19 protein-coding genes are annotated in these 20,862 nt (G+C 30.7%); 17 read left to right on the top strand and 2 right to left on the bottom strand.

Annotation, left to right across the window (positions count from 1 at the left end):
- Window positions 1–8: 8 nt before the first annotated feature.
- The 15 genes from JE46_RS14330 to JE46_RS14260 are packed head-to-tail and all read left to right on the top strand — an operon-like array spanning window position 9 to window position 16,870.
- Window positions 9–1,049, top strand: a complete 1,041-nt coding sequence (locus JE46_RS14330) for an N-acetylneuraminate synthase family protein (RefSeq protein WP_031455985.1) — start codon at window positions 9–11, stop codon at window positions 1,047–1,049.
- Window positions 1,042–2,187, top strand: a complete 1,146-nt coding sequence (gene neuC / locus JE46_RS14325) for a UDP-N-acetylglucosamine 2-epimerase (RefSeq protein ID WP_031455984.1) — start codon at window positions 1,042–1,044, stop codon at window positions 2,185–2,187. Before JE46_RS14330 ends, neuC begins: the two co-directional genes overlap by 8 nt.
- Window positions 2,174–3,568 (top strand): glycosyltransferase family protein, encoded by a 1,395-nt coding sequence (locus tag JE46_RS14320; RefSeq protein WP_031455983.1) that lies wholly within the window; start codon window positions 2,174–2,176, stop codon window positions 3,566–3,568. The genes neuC and JE46_RS14320 overlap by 14 nt, the downstream gene beginning before the upstream one ends.
- The gene (locus JE46_RS14315) at window positions 3,565–4,203 is read left to right on the top strand and encodes a CatB-related O-acetyltransferase (protein WP_051872891.1); all 639 of its coding nucleotides are present in this window, start codon (window positions 3,565–3,567) and stop codon (window positions 4,201–4,203) included. The genes JE46_RS14320 and JE46_RS14315 overlap by 4 nt, the downstream gene beginning before the upstream one ends.
- A 55-nt stretch (window positions 4,204–4,258) precedes the next feature.
- Window positions 4,259–5,692: an MBOAT family O-acyltransferase gene (locus JE46_RS14310; RefSeq protein ID WP_031455981.1), complete on the top strand. Its 1,434-nt coding sequence runs from the start codon at window positions 4,259–4,261 to the stop codon at window positions 5,690–5,692.
- The gene (locus JE46_RS14305; protein ID WP_031455980.1) at window positions 5,692–6,573 is read left to right on the top strand and encodes a hypothetical protein; all 882 of its coding nucleotides are present in this window, start codon (window positions 5,692–5,694) and stop codon (window positions 6,571–6,573) included. Before JE46_RS14310 ends, JE46_RS14305 begins: the two co-directional genes overlap by 1 nt.
- Window positions 6,570–7,727, top strand: a complete 1,158-nt coding sequence (locus tag JE46_RS14300) for a glycosyltransferase family 4 protein (protein ID WP_317041407.1) — start codon at window positions 6,570–6,572, stop codon at window positions 7,725–7,727. Before JE46_RS14305 ends, JE46_RS14300 begins: the two co-directional genes overlap by 4 nt.
- Entirely contained in the window at window positions 7,727–9,262 is a 1,536-nt protein-coding gene (locus JE46_RS14295) for a glycosyltransferase family 2 protein (protein WP_031455978.1), read from the top strand. The genes JE46_RS14300 and JE46_RS14295 overlap by 1 nt, the downstream gene beginning before the upstream one ends.
- Entirely contained in the window at window positions 9,259–10,260 is a 1,002-nt protein-coding gene (locus tag JE46_RS14290) for a glycosyltransferase family 2 protein (RefSeq protein ID WP_031455977.1), read from the top strand. Before JE46_RS14295 ends, JE46_RS14290 begins: the two co-directional genes overlap by 4 nt.
- Window positions 10,261–10,265: 5 nt before the next feature.
- A complete protein-coding gene (locus JE46_RS14285) occupies window positions 10,266–11,054 on the top strand; it encodes a hypothetical protein (RefSeq protein ID WP_157505928.1) in 789 nt (262 codons plus the stop codon).
- Window positions 11,041–11,880 (top strand): class I SAM-dependent methyltransferase, encoded by an 840-nt coding sequence (locus JE46_RS14280; RefSeq protein WP_031455975.1) that lies wholly within the window; start codon window positions 11,041–11,043, stop codon window positions 11,878–11,880. Before JE46_RS14285 ends, JE46_RS14280 begins: the two co-directional genes overlap by 14 nt.
- 1 nt (window position 11,881) lies before the next feature.
- Complete coding sequence (locus JE46_RS14275) at window positions 11,882–13,000, top strand: glycosyltransferase (RefSeq protein WP_031455974.1); 1,119 nt, start codon at window positions 11,882–11,884, stop codon at window positions 12,998–13,000.
- On the top strand, window positions 12,997–14,085 hold the full coding sequence (locus tag JE46_RS14270) for a glycosyltransferase (protein ID WP_031455973.1): 1,089 nt from the start codon (window positions 12,997–12,999) through the stop codon (window positions 14,083–14,085). The genes JE46_RS14275 and JE46_RS14270 overlap by 4 nt, the downstream gene beginning before the upstream one ends.
- Window positions 14,075–15,424: an O-antigen ligase family protein gene (locus tag JE46_RS14265; protein WP_031455972.1), complete on the top strand. Its 1,350-nt coding sequence runs from the start codon at window positions 14,075–14,077 to the stop codon at window positions 15,422–15,424. Before JE46_RS14270 ends, JE46_RS14265 begins: the two co-directional genes overlap by 11 nt.
- Before the next feature lie 51 nt (window positions 15,425–15,475).
- Entirely contained in the window at window positions 15,476–16,870 is a 1,395-nt protein-coding gene (locus tag JE46_RS14260) for a sugar transferase (protein WP_031455971.1), read from the top strand.
- Window positions 16,871–16,876: 6 nt separating this feature from the next.
- On the opposite strand, the gene JE46_RS14255 is transcribed toward JE46_RS14260, so the two are convergent.
- Window positions 16,877–18,007, bottom strand: coding sequence for a lipoprotein N-acyltransferase Lnb domain-containing protein (locus tag JE46_RS14255; protein WP_031455970.1), 1,131 nt, complete (start codon window positions 18,005–18,007; stop codon window positions 16,877–16,879).
- A 25-nt stretch (window positions 18,008–18,032) separates the two neighbouring features.
- Entirely contained in the window at window positions 18,033–19,100 is a 1,068-nt protein-coding gene (locus JE46_RS14250; protein ID WP_449403939.1) for a putative type IX sorting system protein PorV2, read from the bottom strand.
- Between the two features lie 190 nt (window positions 19,101–19,290).
- On the opposite strand from JE46_RS14250, the gene JE46_RS14245 reads away from it, so the two are divergent.
- Window positions 19,291–20,001, top strand: a complete 711-nt coding sequence (locus JE46_RS14245) for a CDP-alcohol phosphatidyltransferase family protein (protein ID WP_031455968.1) — start codon at window positions 19,291–19,293, stop codon at window positions 19,999–20,001.
- Between the two features lie 9 nt (window positions 20,002–20,010).
- Window positions 20,011–20,862, top strand: coding sequence for a glycoside hydrolase family 25 protein (locus JE46_RS14240; RefSeq protein ID WP_031455967.1), 852 nt, complete (start codon window positions 20,011–20,013; stop codon window positions 20,860–20,862).

Here is a 20,862-nt window from a genome sequence, read left to right as displayed (position 1 = left end):
ATACATTTATGAATCCATATATAGAAATTTCCGGACGAAAAATAGGAGCAGATTTTCCGCCTCTAGTTATAGCTGAAATAGGAATTAACCATGAAGGGTCTCTTCTGGTTGCCAAAGAAATGGTTGATGCTGCGCATAGAGCAGGAGTTGAGGTCGTAAAACACCAGACCCATATTGTTGAAGACGAAATGAGCGGAGCTGCAAAAAAAGTAATTCCGGGTAATGCAGATGTTTCTATTTACGAAATTATGGAGCGTTGCTCGTTGAACGAAGACGATGAATTAGAGCTTAAAAAATATGTTGAAAGTAAAGGAATGATTTTTATTTCAACACCGTTTTCGCGTGCAGCTGCTGAACGATTAAATAAGTTTGATATTCCGGCTTATAAGATAGGTTCTGGAGAGTGTAACAATTATCCATTATTAGAACATATCGCATCTTTTGGAAAACCTGTAATTTTAAGTACGGGCATGAATACAATTGAAAGCGTACAGAAAGCAGTTGCTGTTTTTGATAAATATAATATTCCGGTAGCTCTTTTACATACTACCAATTTATATCCTACACCAATTCATTTGGTTCGTTATGGAGCTATGATAGAATTACATGAAGCTTTTCCCGATAAAGTTTTTGGGTTAAGCGATCATACATTAAATAATAATGCCTGCCTTGGAGCAGTAGCTCTTGGAGGAAGTATTTTAGAGCGCCATTTTACAGATCATATGCAGCGTACAGGACCAGACATTGTATGTAGTATGGATGAAAAGGCATGTCAGGAGTTAATTATTTCATCTGCAGAAATTGCTTTAATGCGTGGTGGATCTAAAAAGCCGGCTTTAGAAGAACAAGTCACAATTGATTTTGCATTTGCGACAGTTTGTTCTATTAAAGATATCAAAAAAGGGGAGATATTAAATAAAGAGAATATCTGGGTAAAACGTCCCGGAACCGGTAAAATTTTAGCAGAAAACTTTAATAATATTCTCGGAAAAGTTGCTTTGCGTGATATTGAAAACGATGAACAATTAGACTTTTCGGATTTTGAGTAGTTCACAAAAAAAGATTCTTTTCCTAACAGGTACACGTGCTGATTTTGGAAAAATAAAATCATTAATTCAAATCCTTGAAATACAGCAGGATTTTGAAGTTTTTGTTTTTGTTACAGGGATGCATCTGCAGGAGTTGTATGGTTATACTTTAATTGAGATTGAACGCTGTAATTTTAAAAATGTTTTTATTTTTGAGAATCATACTCATGAGACTACTATGGATTTAACCCTGGCCAGAACCATAGAGGGGTTGTCAGGCTATTGCAAGACAATTAATCCAGATATGATTGTGGTACATGGTGATCGTGTAGAAACGCTTGCAGGAGCCATTGTAGGGTCATTAAATAATATTTTAGTTGCACATATTGAAGGTGGAGAAATTTCAGGTACTGTAGATGAATTAATCAGACACAGTGTGAGTAAATTAAGCCACATCCATTTTGTTTCAAATAAACAAGCTGCTAAGAGGCTGCTTCAAATGGGAGAAATCAATGAATCTGTTTTTACTATTGGTTCTCCTGATATTGACATTATGTTTTCGGACCTTTTACCTGATTTGGATGTAGTTAAAAAATACTACCAAATTCCTTTCCAAAAGTTTGCAATTGTAATGTTTCATCCTGTCACTACAGAATTTAAAGGCATGCAAAAATATGCTCACGATTTTGTTGAAGTTTTATTAAATGACAATCACAACTATATAGTAATTTATCCAAATAATGATTTAGGAAGCCAATTCATTGTAGAAGAATATGAGAAACTAAAAGATAATCCAAGATTTAGAATCTTTCCATCGCTTCGTTTCGAGTATTTTTTGATGTTATTAAAAAACAGTCAATTTATTATAGGCAATAGTAGTGCTGGAATTCGCGAAGCACCCTATTATGGAATCCCAATTATAAACATTGGAACAAGACAGCAAAATAGAGCTATTCATGCAGATATCATAAATACAGACTATTCTGGAACAAACATAAAAGAGGCTCTGAATTTAATAGTTTCGCATAAAGTTAATCCTTCCAATGAAGATTTCGGACAGGGCAATAGTAAAGAATTATTTCTTGAGTGTATAAAAAACCAAGATATTTGGAAGCTTAATCATCAAAAACAGTTTAGGGATTTTAATGAAAAACAATAAGATTTTTATTTTATTACCAGATGGCGTTGGCTTACGAAATTTTGCATTTACAAATTTTCATAAAATTGGTATTCAAAATGGTTTTGATATTACATTTTGGAACAATACCCCTTTTCAATTAAAGGAACTAGGTTTTAAAGAAATTAAAATTGAAAAAGCCAAAACGCATTCTTTTACGGATATTTATAAAAATGTGAGAAAACATATTGAACTCAATTTAAATATTAAAAAGAATGATGATATTGTTTATGATACTTATAGATTTCCGTTTAGTTATAAAGGAATTAAGAGCAAAATAAAAAGTTTTACTGCACAGATACTCATTTATTTTCTTTCCTCAGAAAAAGGATTAAAAGTTATTCGTGAAAAGATCAAAAAAAGTGAAGAAAAAACAGCTTATTATCAGAAATGTTTAGAAACACTTCAAAGCGAAAAACCTGCTATAGTTTTTTGCACAAATCAACGTCCTACCCTTGCTATTGCTCCAATTTTGGCTGCGAAACAATTAGGAATTCCCACAGCGACTTTTATTTTTTCCTGGGATAATTTGCCTAAAGCCACAATGGTTGTTGAAACGGATTACTATTTTGTGTGGAGCCAGCATATGAAGAACGAATTACTTAATTATTATCCCTATATAAAAGAGAAACAAATATTTATTACAGGAACACCTCAGTTTGAAACGCACTTTAATATAGATAATTTAGTTTCACGTGACCTTTTCTTTGAACAAAATAAATTAGATGTAAATAAAAAATATATTTGCTATTCAGGAGATGATATAACAACCTGCCCTGATGATGCAGAATATTTAAAAGATGTTGCAGAAGCAGTTCGTAAGCTTAATGATCAAGGAAATAATTTAGGAATTGTTTTTAGACGCTGTCCTGTTGATTTCTCGAAAAGATACGATAAGACACTCGAAGATTACAAAGATATTATTAGACCAATTGCTCCTGCATGGCAAAAAATAAGTGAGGATTGGAACACAATTTTACCAACTCAGGCTGATATTATTTTGCATGCGAATACTATAAAGCATACAGAAATGGTTGTAAATCTTGGTTCTTCGATGGTTTTTGATTATGTGAGTTTTGAAAAGCCATGTGCTTTTATTAATTATGATGTTGTTAGCAAGAAAGATAAAAACTGGGCGGTAGCAAAAATTTATAATTATATCCATTTTAGATCAATGCCTGACAAAAAAGCGGTAATATGGTTAAACTCGCGTGAGGAAATTGGTCAAAAAATAAACGCCAGCTTGTCAAATACAGAGACAACAATTAAATACGCTCAAAAATGGTTTGAAAAAATAAATCAGCACCCACCACAGTTAGCATCTCAACGTATATGGGACGGTATTAAACATATAGTAAAATGAAATTGCTTTTACGTAAAATAGCGTGGAAAATATTAGGAAAAAACTACCATGATTTTCTAATAGGTCAAAATAAAACATATTTGCATCAGGCAAAAAATGTTACGATAGGATATAAGACATATCATAATGGCGCATTTGTATGGCAATGGCATAATAATTCACACTTAGAGATTGGCAAATACTGTTCTATAGCAAATGATGTTAATTTTATATTAGATTCTGGTCATCATATGATGAGTGAGGTTACTACATTTCCTCATTTTAACCATATGGTAAATAAAAATTTGCTCATTGGTAATAAAACGCAATCTGAATTTAAGGAAGAAATAAAAACAGATCCAAGTAAAACTAAAATTGGCAATGATGTATGGATTGGCATGAATGCAGTAATTTTGCCAAACATAACAATTGGTAATGGTGTAACTATTATGGCTGGTGCAGTTGTAACGAAAGATGTTCCTGATTATGCTATTGTTGCAGGTGTTCCGGCTGAGATTGTCAAAATGAAATATGATTTGGATACAATTTCAAAAATGAAACAAATAGAATGGTGGAATTGGAGTCCGGAAAAAGTTGAAGAAAATGTAGGAGATTTTTATATTCCGATTCAGGACTTTATAATCAAGTGGCTCTAATACTTTTATTTCATGACAATAAGAATCTATTTGTGATTAATAACTAACTTAATTTATGTTTTTTAACTCTTTGGCTTTTGCCATTTTTTTACCAATTGTTTTTTTTCTTTATTGGTTTGTTTTTAATAAAAGCAAAAACACTCAAAACGCTTTATTGATAGTTGCCAGTTATTATTTTTATTCTTGTTGGGATTGGAGATTTCTTTTTTTATTGGTTTTCTCCACATTTCTGGATTATTATACCGGAATTCAAATCGAAAAAGGAAAATCAGATAAAAGCCGAAAATTCTGGTTTTGGTTAAGCATTATAGTTAATTTAGGATTTTTAGGAGTCTTTAAATACTATAACTTTTTTGCTGCTTCATTTTCAGAATTATTAAATACTGTCGGAATAAAAGCTAGCCCAATTTTGCTAGATGTGATTCTTCCGGTCGGAATTTCATTCTACACTTTTCACGGTTTATCTTATGTAATTGATATCTATTATAAACGAATAAAAGCCGAATATAACTTTATAGATTACTCCTTATTTGTGAGTTATTTTCCGCTTTTGGTAGCAGGACCAATAGAAAGAGCGACACATTTATTGCCGGAAATAAAGGTCAAAAGAGAATTTGATTTAGAAAAAGCTAAAGAGGGTATTTATCAAATCATTTGGGGGCTAGTCAAAAAAGTAGTAATTGCTGATACATGCGCAACTTATGCCAATGCCATTTTTGATCATTATACTTCAATGAATTCATTTTCATTAATTCTGGGAGCAGTGTACTTTGCATTTCAGATTTATGGAGATTTTTCAGGATATTCAGATATTGCATTGGGAGTTTCAAAATTATTCGGATTAGATTTACTACGAAACTTTAATTATCCTTACTTTTCAAGAGATATTGCAGAGTTTTGGCGTCGATGGCATATATCACTTTCGTCCTGGTTTCGTGATTATTTATACATTCCATTAGGCGGAAGTAAAGGCGGAATCTGGATGAAAATCAGAAATACATTTATCATTTTTGTAGTCAGCGGATTTTGGCACGGAGCCAGTTGGACATACATTGCATGGGGATTTATTAATGCCGTTTATTTTTTACCATTGTTGTTATCTAATAGCAATCGAAATAATATGGATGCTGTTCTGCTAAAATTCAATTTAGATTCGGCAAAAGTTATAATAAGCATTCTTTGCACTTTTTTATTAACTTGTTTGGCCTGGGTATTTTTCAGAGCCAAAACAATTACGGACGCGGTTTTGTATTTAAAGAGAATTTTTACTAATAGAGATTTTAACTTTCAATATTTAGACAACGAAAGATATAGTTATGAAATTTTGCTGATGATTGGTGCGTTTGTTTTAGTCGAATGGAATAATCGTACCAAAGTTGAGCCACTTTCAGGAAAAAGAAGTATGCTTAAAATAGCTTTGGCTATTGGATCCATAATAGCTTTTGGAACTTATTCAGATTACAAAGAATTTATTTATTTTCAGTTTTAATGAAACAGTTTTTGACTTATACGCTCAAGATTTTATGTATCACGATCTTAATAGCAATCATTCTTGACGGATTGTATACTTATGTTTTTTTACAATCTAAAAATAGAGGAAAAATAGAGGATGTTTTTAATTCAAAATCCAGAAATTTTGATGTGGTAATCTTAGGTTCATCAAGAGCTAATAACCATTTTGATGCAAAGATGTTTGAAGAAAAAGGATTAAAAACTTTTAATTATGGAATGAGTGGGGGACATTTATTTGAGGCTTCCTTACTTCTAAAGTTAATGATTGAGAGAAAATATAATATCAAGAATGTAATTTTGGAGGCAGATTTGAATTTGTCAAACGAACATGAAGCAGAGGGAATATCGGCTTTATTTTTACCTTATATTCACAATTCAAAAATCATAAAAAGTCATTTTGAAGGGCAGCAAAATTTTTGTGAGTTATATTATATTCCTTTTTACCGATATATTAAATATGAAACTAAAATAGGGTGCAGAGAAACATTTTTTGCAGCTATTCACAAAAAAACAAATCAGTTAGATAACCTGGGATACCGTGGATTAGAAAGGCATAAAAATGCTAATATGAAGAACAATATTGCAAAACTAAATCCATTGACTCATAATAAATATTATGAGGAAATCAAGATTATCTGTAAAGCCAATAAAATTAATTTTATACCAGTAATGACACCCATGTGCGAGAATGTTGTGGGTATGAACTATTTTAACAAAGTAAAAAAAGCTTATCCTGAAATTCATAATTATGAGAATGTAGTAATAGAAGATAAATATTTTTCGTCATGCGGTCACATGAATGATACCGGGTCTAAAATTTTCACTTCCATAATTTTAAGAGACTTTTTTAAGAAATGATTCATATAGCTTTTCTAACTCCCGAGTTCCCTCATGCCAAAGTAGCAAATGCGGCTGGTATTGGTACAAGTATTAAAAATCTTGGAATCGCTTTAGTAAAAGAAAATGTAAAAGTCTCAGTATTTGTTTATGGTCAAAAATCACAAGAAATTATTGTTGAAAATGGAATTAAAATTCATTTGATAAAAAATAAAAAATATAAATTATTGAGTTGGTTTTTTCATCGAAAACATATTCAGAATTATTGTAATGCGATTATTGAAAAAGAAAAAATTTCGCTCATTGAAGCTCCTGATTGGACCGGAATTACAGCTTTTATGAATTTTACTGTTCCGGTAATAATTCGTTTTCATGGCAGCGATACTTATTTTTGTCACTTAGAAGCCAGAAAGCAAAAACGCAAAAACTTGTGGTTTGAAAAAACAGCGATTCAACAGGCTGATGCATTTATTGCACCAACTGGTTTTGCGGGAGAAGTTTCTAAAAAACTTTTTAAAATCAAAAAAAAAGAAATTAAGGTTATTTACCACGGATTGGAACTTCAAAATTTTGAAAACACAACTCCGGAAGTCTACGAGAAAAATTTAATATTGTATATAGGAACTTTAATTAGAAAAAAAGGAGTGTTAGAATTGCCTGAAGTTTTTAATAAAGTGAGACAAAGTTTTCCTGAAGCCAAATTGGTTTTAATAGGAAGTGATGCTCCTGATATTCAAACAAAATCAAAATCGACCTGGCAATTGATGAAAAATCAATTTAAGGATGAGGATTTAAAAAATGTGAATTATCTGGGTAAGATTCCCTATTCTGAGATTCAGCATTACATAAAAAACGCAAATATATGTGTGTTTCCAGCTTATGCTGAAACCTTTGGGATGGTAACTATTGAATCTATGGCTTTGCAGAAAGCGGTTGTAAACAGTAATATAGGCTGGTCTAAAGAACTTATTGAAGACAAAGTAAATGGATATTTGGTTCACCCGGCTGATTATGATTTATATTCTTCAAGAATAATAGAGCTATTACAAAATGATCAGCTTTGTTTAGAGATTGGTAAATTGGCAAGGTTTAAAGTAGAGTCAAAATTCGATATAGGTAAAATTGTTTCAAAGAATATCGATTTTTATAAAGAAGTTTTAAACTCAAGGAAATAATGATAGCGATTTATCATGAAAATAATAATGTAGTTCAGGTTGAAGTTGATGCAAAGCCCATCACTTTTTCTCAAAATAACATAGCCAGAACATTATTCGAAATGGCAAAGTTGTATCCCAATTCTTTATTGATTTGGTGCCATATTGATTTAAAACCCAATTTAAATCTTGCTGGAATGGTTACGGTTTTTCATCATAATAAAATAATGGTATCATATAATCCTATTGATGAAACGTTTCTTTCAGAAGCAATTGGATATTGCGAGTTATCATCTTTCATTAAAATTAATAAAAAAGTAAGTTATCCAAGCTGGCTGGTTAGTAGTTTTGCAGGCGGAATTCATACTTCGGTATTAAATACTTTAAAAGATAGTTTATCAACATCCGGCAGCTTTGATTATTTTTTACATTCTTTAGCAAAACTGGCTATGCCTGAAGGTCTTCTATGTTATTCTGAGCCTCAATTATTAACTGGTTTTTCACGAAAAATCGCGACAAGCAAGAAAAATACTTTTGTATTATTTCGATTTGTAAAACAGCATTATAAGATACAGTGGATCTTTCTGTTGTTTTTAAATTTATTTTTATACGAAAGAAAGATACCCGTTTTGCCTTTTGTCTTTAGTCTGTTTTATGTTCGAAGAAAATTAAGCGAAAATATTTTAGATGAAATTGAAGTCAGCTCTAAGAAACAGGTTACGGGTGGAAAAATAGATGTTATTATTCCCACAATAGGTAGAAAAGATTATTTATACAATGTTTTGCAGGATTTAAAAATACAGACAAGTTTGCCTTCAAAAGTTATAATTGTAGAGCAAAATCCAAATCCTTTAAGTATATCTGAATTAGATTATCTTACTCGTGAAAATTGGCCGTTCTCAATAGAACATATTTTTACGCACCAAACAGGAGCGTGTAATGCCAGAAATTTAGCATTAAAGGAAATCAAAAGCGAGTGGGTCTTTATGGCTGATGATGACATTAGACTTGAAAAATATTTTCTTGAGAAAGCTTTAGAACAGATAAAATTGTACGGAATAAAAGCCGCAACTTTTAATTGTTTTCAAAAAAATGAAAAATTAATTTATAAAAAAATATTTCAATGGCCTACTTTTGGTTCCGGATGTAGTATTGTTCAGCATCAATTTATAAAAAATATGCAGTTTAATATGAAATTCGAGTTTGGTTTTGGGGAAGATGCAGATTTTGGTATGCAGCTTCGTAATCAGGGTGTTGATGTTATTTATTTTCCAAAACCTGAAATTTTGCACTTAAAAGCTCCAATAGGAGGGTTTAGAACTAAACCTGTTTTACCTTGGCACAATGACAAAATTCAGCCTAAACCTTCACCAACGGTTATGTTGTATGACCAGTTGCATTTGTCTAAACAACAGATAAAAGGATATAAAACCATTTTATTTTTTAAGTTTTACAAATTACAGACTATTAAAAATCCAATACGATATTTTTTAAATTTTAAAATGCAATGGAAACAAAGTGAATATTGGGCTAATGAATTAAAGAATAAAAAATGAAGTTTTCACTAATAGTTTGCACTTATATGCGGCCAGAGCCTCTACTGAAACTCTTAAAATCGGTTCAGGCGCAAAGTTTATATCCAAATGAAATTTTAATTGTAGATGGATCAACTAACAATAAAACGGAAAAGATTTTAAAACAAAATTCATTTCAATATTTAAAATACGAATTAGTTTCTGATGAAAATAGAGGACTAACCAAACAAAGGAATTTTGGTATTTCTAAAGTAGCAAAAGATATTGATGTTGTTTGCTTTTTAGATGATGATACGGTTTTAGAATTGGATTATTTTAAAAATTTACTTCATACATATGACGTATACCCGGAAGCCTTAGGGGCAGGCGGGTATATTATAAATAATAATGCAGATTGGCAAAGATGTAGTGAAAACGAAGTTAAGAAGTTTAATTATTTCTATTTTGAAAGTTGGAAAAGAAAATATTCCCAAAGGTTTGTTTTAAGAAAAAAAATAGGTTTATTAGACAATAGTCCTCCCGGAATTGTTCCGGATTTCGGACATGGAAAAGCAATGAGTTATTTTCCGCCCACAAATAAAATCTATAAGACAGAATTTTTTTTAGGAGGTGTTTCGTCTTTTAAAAAGAATATTTTAGAAACTATTAAATTCTCAGAATACTTTGAAGGATATGGTCTTTATGAAGATGCTGATTTTACGATAAGGGTATCTAAAATAGGAGATTTGTACGTTAACACATCTGCTAAATTATTTCATTATCATGATGATGGCGGAAGACCCAATCAATTTCAATATGGAAAAATGGTTTTACGTAACGGATGGTATGTTTGGCGAGTAAGTTTTCCCAAGCCACTACTAAAAGCACGAATAAAATGGAATTTAACTGCACTATTTCTCACTGCTGTCCGAGCCACCAATATCTGGAATAGTAAAAAAAAGAAGGAAGCATTAACAGAAACAGCGGGAAGGATTTATGGTTGGTTTTCAATATTGTTTAATGCACCAAGACAAAAATAATAGGTATGAATGTATTTTCATTGTTTAAGAAAAGGAATTATATTTATTTTTATCATAGACTAAAACCATATTCCAGATCTGTTAGAAAAGGAATGTTGGATTATTCAGATTACGAATCATTAAATAATTTAAGTGATTACTTTAGAATATCAGATTTTAAAAAAATTGTCGTTGTAGCAAGTGGTCCCAGTGCAAAAAAAATAGTACTGGAGAAAGACGCACTTTATTTTTGTTGTAATGATTCAATCAATATTGTCAAAACCATGCCTCATATTTATGTTGTTCATGATCCATTTTATCTAATAAAATATTTGAAATCTTTTGTTCCAACAGATAAATGGATGGGAACTACTTTTTGGATAATGAATAATAAATCTAAAATAAACTCCAATTCGTTTGAAAAAGTATTGCATTATATTCTTAGAAAACATAGAAATAAAAGAGAATTTTTGATTACTAATTATAAGTATAATAAAAGTTCAGAATTCTTATATAAAGAATTAATTGAAAGTCTGAAGGAAGATTTTGGTTTTACATATCAAAGTATCAATTCAGGTTTCAATACCTTAATGTTAGGAGCAATATTAGCCTTTAAAAAAGATAAACCCCTTGAAGTATATGGCCTGGATATGGGAATTGGAGGGAATCAATATTATAATAAAAGTGCAAGTATAGGAAAAAGTATAAGTGGTGATAACAATAAAGAGATTGTTAAAGACTTTCTTAACCAATTGTACAAACAAAAAATTAAAATTTATAATGCCTCAAATTTTATGAATTATGAATCAAAATAGTTTTTATGGAGTTTGCAAGTGCTGTGGCGCTGAAATTAAAGATGAAAATCAAAAATTTAATTTAGTGAAGTGTAATTCATGCGATTTGGTTTTTTGTAGAAAAATTTACACTGAAAAGGATTTTGAAAGGGTTTATAACGAACTTTACAATGCAACTAATCCGAAATACAGTAAACACTCTGTTGAAGAGTTTAATAATTTAAAAAAGCAAATTGTAAATATTGGTTATAATAGAAAAATACTCTTGTCTAAAATAATTAAAAAGCATAAGCAAAAAATTTTAGAAATTGGTTCAGGTATAGGACTAGTAGGAGTTTATTTAAAGAGTTTTAAAAATATAATTTACCAAGGTATCGAAATTGATAAAGCTACACATGAAAAAGCATTAGAATTAGAAGTTAACTCTATAAATGGAGATTTTTCGAAAATGAATGAGAATCCTGAGACGGTGGATATCATTATGTTATGGGAAGTGTTGGAGCATATTCAGGACCTTAAATTGTTTTTTGAACTGGCAAAGAGTAAATTGGCTCCAAAAGGTAAATTAGTTTTTTCAGTTCCTAATTACAATAAGCGTCTCAATTATAAAATTATTGAAAGAGATGATAAAATATACCAAAGCGGACCTCCTGTTCACCTTAATTTTTTTGAAGAAAATTCCATAAAAAAAGTTTTGGATTTCAATGGATTTAAAACGAATGAAATTAAAATTAAAAAAATTCCTTATTTGGATTTAAGAAATAAAAAGTTTTTTAACTTTCTGTTCAAGGCGTTAATTGGCAAGTATCATGGCTCTACTATTTATGTAATTGCCGAATTAAAGTAAAATGAGATTTGCAATAATCACCCATGTCAATCACATTCAGAAAGGCAGCCAATATTTTGGTTATGCTCCTTACATACGTGAAATGAATATTTGGTTAAAATATGTTGATGAGGTAACCATTGTAGCGCCTCTTGTAGAAAGAGCTCCTTCAGTAATTGATATTGCCTATAATCATAATAAAATTAACTTCAAAAAGGTCCCTAATTTTAATATTACTAATTTTAAAAGTATAATACTATCCTTAATTAAGTTTCCTGGTATTTTTATTAAGATATTCTATGCAATGAAAAAGGCAGATCATATTCATTTGCGATGCCCGGGAAATATGGGATTAATAGGCTGTATTATACAAATGTTTTTTCCGTATAAAATCAAAACGGCCAAATATGCAGGAAATTGGGATCCAAAAAGCAAACAGCCGTTTACATATAAATTACAGAAATATATTTTGGGTAATTCTTTTTTAACACGTAATATGCAAGTTTTGGTTTATGGTGAATGGGAGAATCAATCTAAAAATATACGACCTTTTTTTACTGCAACTTATTCAGAATTAGAAAAAGAATATATACCAAAAAAAGCTTTTAAGTCAATAATCCAATTTTCTTTTGTAGGAAGTTTGGTTGCCGGTAAAAATCCGTTATATGCTATCAAATTGGTTCAGCATTTAGTACAAAAAGGAAACAATATTTTGTTAAATATATATGGAGAAGGCGTTGAACGAATTGCTATAGAAGCTTATATACAAGAAAATAAATTATCAGATTATATAATTCTAAATGGCAATCAGGATCAGGAAATAATTAAGGAAGCTTATCAAAATAGCCATTTTGTACTTTTACCTTCTAAAAGTGAGGGATGGCCAAAAGCAATCGCAGAAGCTATGTTTTGGGGATGCGTACCTGTCGCTACAAAAGTTTCCTGTGTATCTTTTATGTTAGATGCCGGCAATAGGGGCATTTTGTTAGAAATGAAGCTGGAACATGATACAAAACAAATCGATAATTTGCTAAAAAATCAAAATGAATTTATTTTAAGGAGCGAATTAGCAAGAGAATGGTCGCAACAGTACACTACAGATATTTTTGAATCCGAAATAAGAAAACAATTAATAATATGAGAGTTGTACAGATAATAGACTCTTTAGAAGCAGGAGGCGCTGAACAAATGGCAGTGAATTATGCAAATGCATTATCTGAAAGAGTTGCTTTTTCGGGCTTGATTGTAACGCGAAGAGAAGGAGCACTTTTACAACAGATTGACCCTAAAACGTCTTATTTGTTCTTGAAGAAGAAAAAAATAATCGATATAAAAGCGGTTCTGCAGTTAAAGAATTATCTAAAAAAAAACAACGTATGTCTCATACATGCTCACAGTTCTTCTTTTTTCATTGCTGTTTTATTAAAAATTATTTCGCCGGGAATTAAAATTATTTGGCATGATCATTTAGGAAAAAGAGTAACTCAGGCAAAAAAAAATAATCGTATCCTAATACTTTTTTCTTCTTTTTTTAATTCTATTGTTACAGTAAATCCACAATTACTTGACTGGAATAAAAAGAACTTGCTTTGTTCAGATGTATCATTTTTGCCAAACTTTGTTAAAACTAAAATTGAGTTTCAAAAATCAACCTTTTTGAGAGGTACCGATTTAAAGAGAATCGTATGTATAGCAAATTTAAAAGAACCAAAAAATCATATAGCTATTTTAAAAGCATTTTTAAATTTGAATTTAAAAGATAGTGACTGGACTTTGCATTTAATCGGACATGATTATTTTGATGATTATTCAGAGAACTTAAAAAAAATTATAAAAGAACATTCTCTGGAAAATCACATTTATTTATATGGCAGCAGAAATGATGTTGCGCATATTTTATCACAAGCAGCTATTGGGATTTTAGCTTCTACGCAGGAAGGATTTCCTGTTGTATTATTAGAATATGGTTTGGCTAATGTGCCTGTTTTATCAACTAATGCAGGATATTGTTCTTTATTGATAAAAAATCATTTTAACGGCTTGTTGTTTGATCCAAATAAGAGTGGTGAACTCGAAAACCAATTACATTATTTATTATTGTGTGATGAGGAAAAAAAGAAGCTTTACAGCAAAAATATGAAGCAAATAGTGATGGAATCTTACTCTGAAGAAACGGTAGTTCAAAAACTTATAATGGTGTATAAAAATTGTCAGAATGAAAAGTAAACTGTTTTTTTATATTTCACTGCTTCTTATTCATTCAGGAATAGCTTTGGTTGTTTTTATTTTACCTTTTTTTAGTAAAATCTACGCTGTTATAATTCCAATTATCGGTTTTTTTTATGTGTATAAGACAAAAAACAAAAATAACGAAGTGTTGGTAGTCTGTGCTTACTTAGTAGGAGCAGAAGTTCTTATAAGAATGACAGGGGGGAACATTAATAATGAATATATAAAATTTTGCGTTATATTATTTATGTTAGTGGGAATGGCATATAGTGGTTTTTCGGTTAAATCAATATTTTTTTGGCTTTTTCTTTTACTGCTTGTTCCCAGTATTTTAGTCACAGCTTCAACAGATGATTATGGGGTAGATGTAAAGAAATATTTGGTTTTTAATCTTTCAGGTCCGATATGTTTAGGCGTTTCGGCGATTTATACTTTTAGGCGTAATGTTAGGTTTTTGGACTTACAATATATGGTTGTTGCAATGGGGTTGCCCATTTTTACTACAGCAATCTATTTGTTTTTATATAATCCGAGTGTACAGGATGTAATTAAAAGTACACAATCTAATTTTGAAACTTCAGGCGGATTTGGACCTAATCAGGTTTCAACAGTTCTAGGCTTAGGCATGTTTGTCTTTTTTACACAATTGCTTTTATTTTCCAAGTCAAAAATATTACTTGTAATTAATGGTTTTATTGTTTTACTTATAAGTTACAGAGCAATTGTTACTTTTTCGAGAGGAGGAGTCATTACTGGAGTAGTAATGATTGTGGTTTTACTGAGCATATTGTACTTTTATTCGAGAGCCCAAATTAGACAGAAATTTATTTATATATTTTTGCTTACAGGTTTAATGGGAATTGCTGTCTGGTCTTATACATCAGCTCAGACTTCCGGTTTAATCGAAAAAAGATATTCAAATCAGGATGCTGCCGGAAGAAGCAAAAAAGATCGTTTAGGAGGCAGGGAAGCTATAATGGATATTGAATTTAAAACGTTTATGGATAACCCTATTTTAGGAGTAGGTGCAGGAATGGGAAAACAAGTAAGAAAAGACAAATTGGGCATAAATGTTGCTTCACACAATGAAATAACACGTATGTTGAGTGAACATGGTATTTTTGGGCTTTTCGGACTCTTAATACTTTTTATAACTCCATTTATTTTGTATATTAAAAATAGGCAGCATTTGTATTTTTTATCTTTTTATTTTTTTTGGCTTTTGACGATCAACCACGCAGCTATGCGAACAGCTGCTCCTGCATTTGTTTATTCCCTGTCTCTTCTTTTAGTTCAGATCAGGAATCAGGAAAAAGACATTAATAGCCTGAATTAAATGTCAATATTTATAATACATTTGTCAATAATAAATTAACCTGAAAATTTTATGCTTTTTAAAAACAAGATGCATTTCGAAATATCTGAACGTAAAATATTGCTTCGTCTTTTTGATGCTCTGTTTATTTTAGGAATGCTATTTTTGATAGGTACGTTTTTTAATCATAATTATTTTGAATTTAAAACCATAAATTTTCAGGGACTGTGGTTATTGATAGGATATGTATATATTTTTGGATCAATTTTCGAGATGTATAATTTACAAGTTGCAAGTAATCAGTTTCAGATACTTCAAAGTGTAGTTTTAACAAGTACAGCCACAGTTTTACTTTATTTGTTTACTCCTGTTTTATCGCCTGAATTACCTAAACACCGATCAACAATACTGGTTTTTTATTTTACCGTTTTGAGTGCTTTATTGCTTTGGCGATTTTTTTATGTATACTTTTTGGCAACGCAACGATTTTCGCAAAATGTAATTTTAATTTGTAACAAGAATCAGGCAGACGAACTCGTTTTGGGTCTGGAAAACGTTGATCCTCATTATAAGATTATTGGTTTTGTAAATGCTGATTATTCTGCCGAAGAGGATTTTTCTTTAAATTACATTAAAGAAATTGAAAAGAGTGATTTGTTAAGTTTTGTAAGTAAAAATAATATCTCTGAAATTGTGATCGCTTCTCAAAAAACAGAAGGAATTACTACCGATTTATACCAAAATTTGCTTCATTTGCTTGAATCAGGAAATATTATTAGAGAATATACTCAGGTTTATGAAAGTAAAACGCAACGAATTCCGGTACAATATATTTCTCGGGATTTTTATCGTTTTTTCCCCTTTAGCCGGAGCAACAATAATAAGTTATATCTATTATTGGTAAGTATTCTTGAAATCATTTTTTCTTTAATGGGTTTATGTTTTTGCGCTGTTTTTATTCCATTTATTTTTATAGCCAATATCTTTTGGAATAAAGGACCTCTGTTTTATACACAGGAGCGAGTAGGTAAATACGGAAAAATATTTCAAATCTATAAGTTTAGGACAATGACTGAAAATTCCGAAACTACTGGAGCTGTTTTTGCAACATCAAATGATAAAAGAATCACACCGTTTGGAAAATTCATGCGTAAAACAAGAATTGATGAATTACCTCAGTTTATTAATGTCTTAAAAAGGGATATGGCTGTAATTGGCCCAAGACCCGAAAGGCCATTTTTTGTAAAAGAAATTGCAGATATAATGCCGTTTTATGAAACCAGACACGTTATAAGGCCCGGGCTTACAGGCTGGGCACAGGTTAATTATTCATACGGTGAATCTATAGAGGAAAGTCTTATAAAACTGCAATATGATTTGTATTATATAAAACATCGAAGCATATTCCTTGATCTGAGTATTACTTTTAGAACCATTACAACAGTTTTATTCTATAGAGGACAGTAAGTAATTTTAAATGATTATCGGAATTCTTTTTTTATTTCTGATGGCAACTCTTATCAAAACTATCCCGCTGGTAAAAATCATTGGTAAAACAATAAAAAAGTGTGCTTTGTTAATTATAAAGAGTGTATAAATAAGTAATAAAACCAAATGCAGCACAGCGAATTTATAGGTCCATTTTTTATTTTTAAACGCTGATAAAATAATCAAAATCAATAAAAATGGGCTAAATAACAAGATGTTATAATTCATTGCCAGTTCTTGGTGAAAAGAATAAAAACCAACTGAGAAAAAAAAGATTCCCATTACGGACAAAATAAATAAATAAATTTTATCGATAAATTTTTTGTTTATAAGGACAATAAAACCAAGTAAAATAATATAACTGTAGACGTTATTCCACCACGAAGCCGGTGTTTCTTTTTTAAAATCTAATAATGTTTTGCTTTTGCTTACAAAAGCATGATTTTGAAAAGTTGTTTTTTCTAAACTGTTTTTTAACTCAAAAGGCAGAAATATTTTAGTGCTTAATTGATCTACTTTTGTCCCAAAAATGATGCTCGTTCCTAACTTTTCATAAAAATGACCGTCAAAATAAGGAAATAAAACGCTTCTGTATGTTTTATCCGTATTATCCTTTTTGGTAATTACGTCTTTTTTTAATGTTTTATTAATGACATCAACCACCATAGAAGTACAGTTTTTATCAATAAATTTATAGGTGTAATAACGATCCCCGGAAAGTAGAGTAGTATTTAAATTGTCAAAAAGTTTTTGTTTTGCCTCTTGTGATATAAGCAGTTCTTGTTCAAAGACACTTCTTTTTTCGTAATTATATTCATTTATAAAATCAGCATAAGAATGCGCAATTACGAAATATTGTAAATCACCTTTTGCAAATTTGGCCACAAAGTTTGGAGTTCTGAAATCAAATGCTCCATAATTGTATACAACATCAATGTTGTTTGCAGTATCGGCAACACGAATTGCAGTATGTCCGAAAAAGGAATAAGATTCATTGCCAAGTCCACAAGTTAATACGCTTACATGTACTTCTTTTGATAAGGGCAAACTTTGTCCAAAACTAAAATTGAACATCAGTAATAACAATATTATTTTTCGAAACGTAAAACCTCTCATGGCTGGATTTTTTTAATAATAAATCTTATCTAAAGATTCCTAAGTCTACTTTAAGTGAAAAAATATTAGAATATAGAGCAGTACTTTGGTTTCCTAAATCTGTAAGAGCATAATCAACCTGGATTCCTTTATATTTAAATCCAAGCCCAATATTAGGCTGAAAATTTAATTTCTCTGTATTGTCTAATTGCGTCACGTTTTGAAAGTTTCCTACTCCTCCTCTTAAAAAAACAAGCTCAGTATAACCAAATTCAAGTCCAAGTGCAGGATCAATGCTCACAATATTGGATGAAATAATATCGTTAGTCTGTTCAAAACGCATATTTAGGTTTGTTGCAACCAAAAGACTCGTATCATTATGAAATTCAAACTTTTTAGAAATTCCTAATTGTGCTTTTGGCAATGTAATCTCAGTACTTTCTGGTAATTCCTGATTTTCTCCGGGAATAGCATCTGAGATTTTCTTATATTCTTCTTCATCAATATTCCAAACATTGTAAGTAGTTGTAATATCGCGTAACATCAATCCGAATTTCCAGTCGTTTCTTTCAAACTGTAGGCCAAAATCAAATCCAAATCCCCAGGAATTAGCAAATTTACCAATTACACGGCGAATGACTTTGGTATTTACACCGTACTGAAATCCTTCAATTGGCAGTTTTCGGGCATACGAAAATGTAAAACCATAATCAGCTGTCGAGAATAAACTGATACGGTTGTAATCAATATTGCCTTGATTATCTATTAATTCTGTTGTATCTAAAATGTCATCTACCCCAAAACGAATCATTGAGATTCCCCAGGCACTTCTGTCATCAATTGGAATTGCATATCCAATATAATCGTACTGAGCAATATTTGCAAAATAATTGGCATGCATTAATGAAATTTGGTGATCCTCAAGATTTGTCAAACCTGCCGGATTCCAATAAACAGAATTAACATCATTTGTCGAAGCAACAACAGCGCTTGACATTGCCAAAGCTGCTGCATCAACTCCAATATTCATAAACTCGTTCGAATATTTTCGAACAGTCTGTGCATAATTGGAAGCACAATTCCAAAACAATAAAAATACTAAGATTTTTTTCAACGTATTTGTTTTTTCAAACCTAGGCTTGTTTAAATTTTTACCAAAAATATAATTTTTTACTGAGCAAATTTCTTCCTTTTGATAAATAATGTAAAAGTCAGGTGTCAGAATAAAAAACTGTATTAAAAACGCATATAACATTGAGTTATTATGCTAAATTTGTTCTCTATGTTTATCAAATTTATAAAAAATGAATATTAAAAAACACATTCCTAATTTAATTACACTAATCAATCTTTTTTGTGGCTGTATTGCCATTGTTTTTGTTTCTGAACAAAATTATGAAATGGCTTTTTACATGGTTTGTTTAGGAATATTTTTTGATTTTTTTGATGGTTTTTTTGCCAGATTATTTAAAGTTTCGAGTCCACTTGGATTGCAATTGGATTCTTTGGCAGATATGGTAACCAGCGGAGTAGTGCCTGGGTATGTTATGTTTTCAATGTTTACAAATAGTGCCCACGAATTAGGAACAAATCCGGTAATTCCATTTTTAGGATTTATTATCACCTTAGGTTCATGTTATCGATTGGCTAATTTTAATATCGACACGCGTCAAACAGATTCGTTTATTGGTTTGCCAACTCCGGCAAATGCACTTTTTATTCTGAGTCTGCCTTTGGTTTTAAAATTTTCTGACTCATTAATGATTTTGGAAATTTTAACCAATCAATGGATTTTACTTGTTATCACCTTATGTAGTGCGTACATTTTGAATGCTGAAATTCCGCTGTTTGCCTTAAAAATTAAAAAGTTTACTTTCAAAGACAATGTGCTTCAGATTGTTTTTTTAGCAATCTCTATTGTTTTGCTTTTGTTGCTTCAATTTAGTGCAATTCCTGTAATTATCATTTTTTATGTATTGTTATCAGTCATAAATAATAAATTTTTGAAAAAGTAGTTTATTCGAATGGCCAGAAAAACCACTTATCGTAAAACGGCTTCCAGAAAAAGCGGCAGATCCTTTTTTAGCAAGATATTACGTTTTATTTCTTTCTCCGTTTTCGCAATACTTTTTGTTGCAGTAATCTATCATTATCGAAGAGGACTAGCCTATTATTTAGGTTTTAAAAGCCATAAAATGTCTGAAAAAGAGATTGAAGATAAGCGTTTATCAGATATTCGCAATTTTCAGGTTTTGGCCAAGCATGAAGGAAAATCAATTGGTTTGGATGTTTCGGAATATCAGGGCAAAATAAGCTGGTCCTATGTTGATACCTTAGAGCAAAAGTATCCGCTCGATTTTGTTTTTATAAGAGCTACTGTCGGTAAAGACAGAAAAGATTTTCAGTTTAAACGAAATTGGATTGGTGCCAAGAAAAACAATATGATTCGTGGAGCATATCATTATTATCGTCCAAACGAAAATTCTATAGAGCAGGCTGATCTATTTATCAAAACAGTAAAATTAGAAAAAGGCGATTTACCTCCTGTACTGGATATCGAAAAACTGCCAAAAAATCAATCATTGGATAGTCTCAAAAAAGGACTGAAACGCTGGTTGTTAAAAGTTGAAAATCATTATAAAGTACGGCCAATAATATATACCGGAGAAAGATACTATTCTGATTTTTTGGAAGATGAGTTTGGTGAATATCTTTTTTGGATTGCCAATTATAATTTTTACAGAGAAAAAATCGAAGACGAGTGGCTGTTTTGGCAGTTTACTGAAAAGGCAACTGTTCCTGGAATTGAACGTACAGTGGATATAAATATTTATAACGGAGATTTACAGCAATTGCAATATATAACAGTAGATTAG

Source organism: Flavobacterium chungangense LMG 26729 (assembly GCF_000735715.2).
Lineage (GTDB): Bacteria > Bacteroidota > Bacteroidia > Flavobacteriales > Flavobacteriaceae > Flavobacterium > Flavobacterium chungangense.
This window is presented reverse-complemented; position numbering and strand designations above follow the sequence as displayed.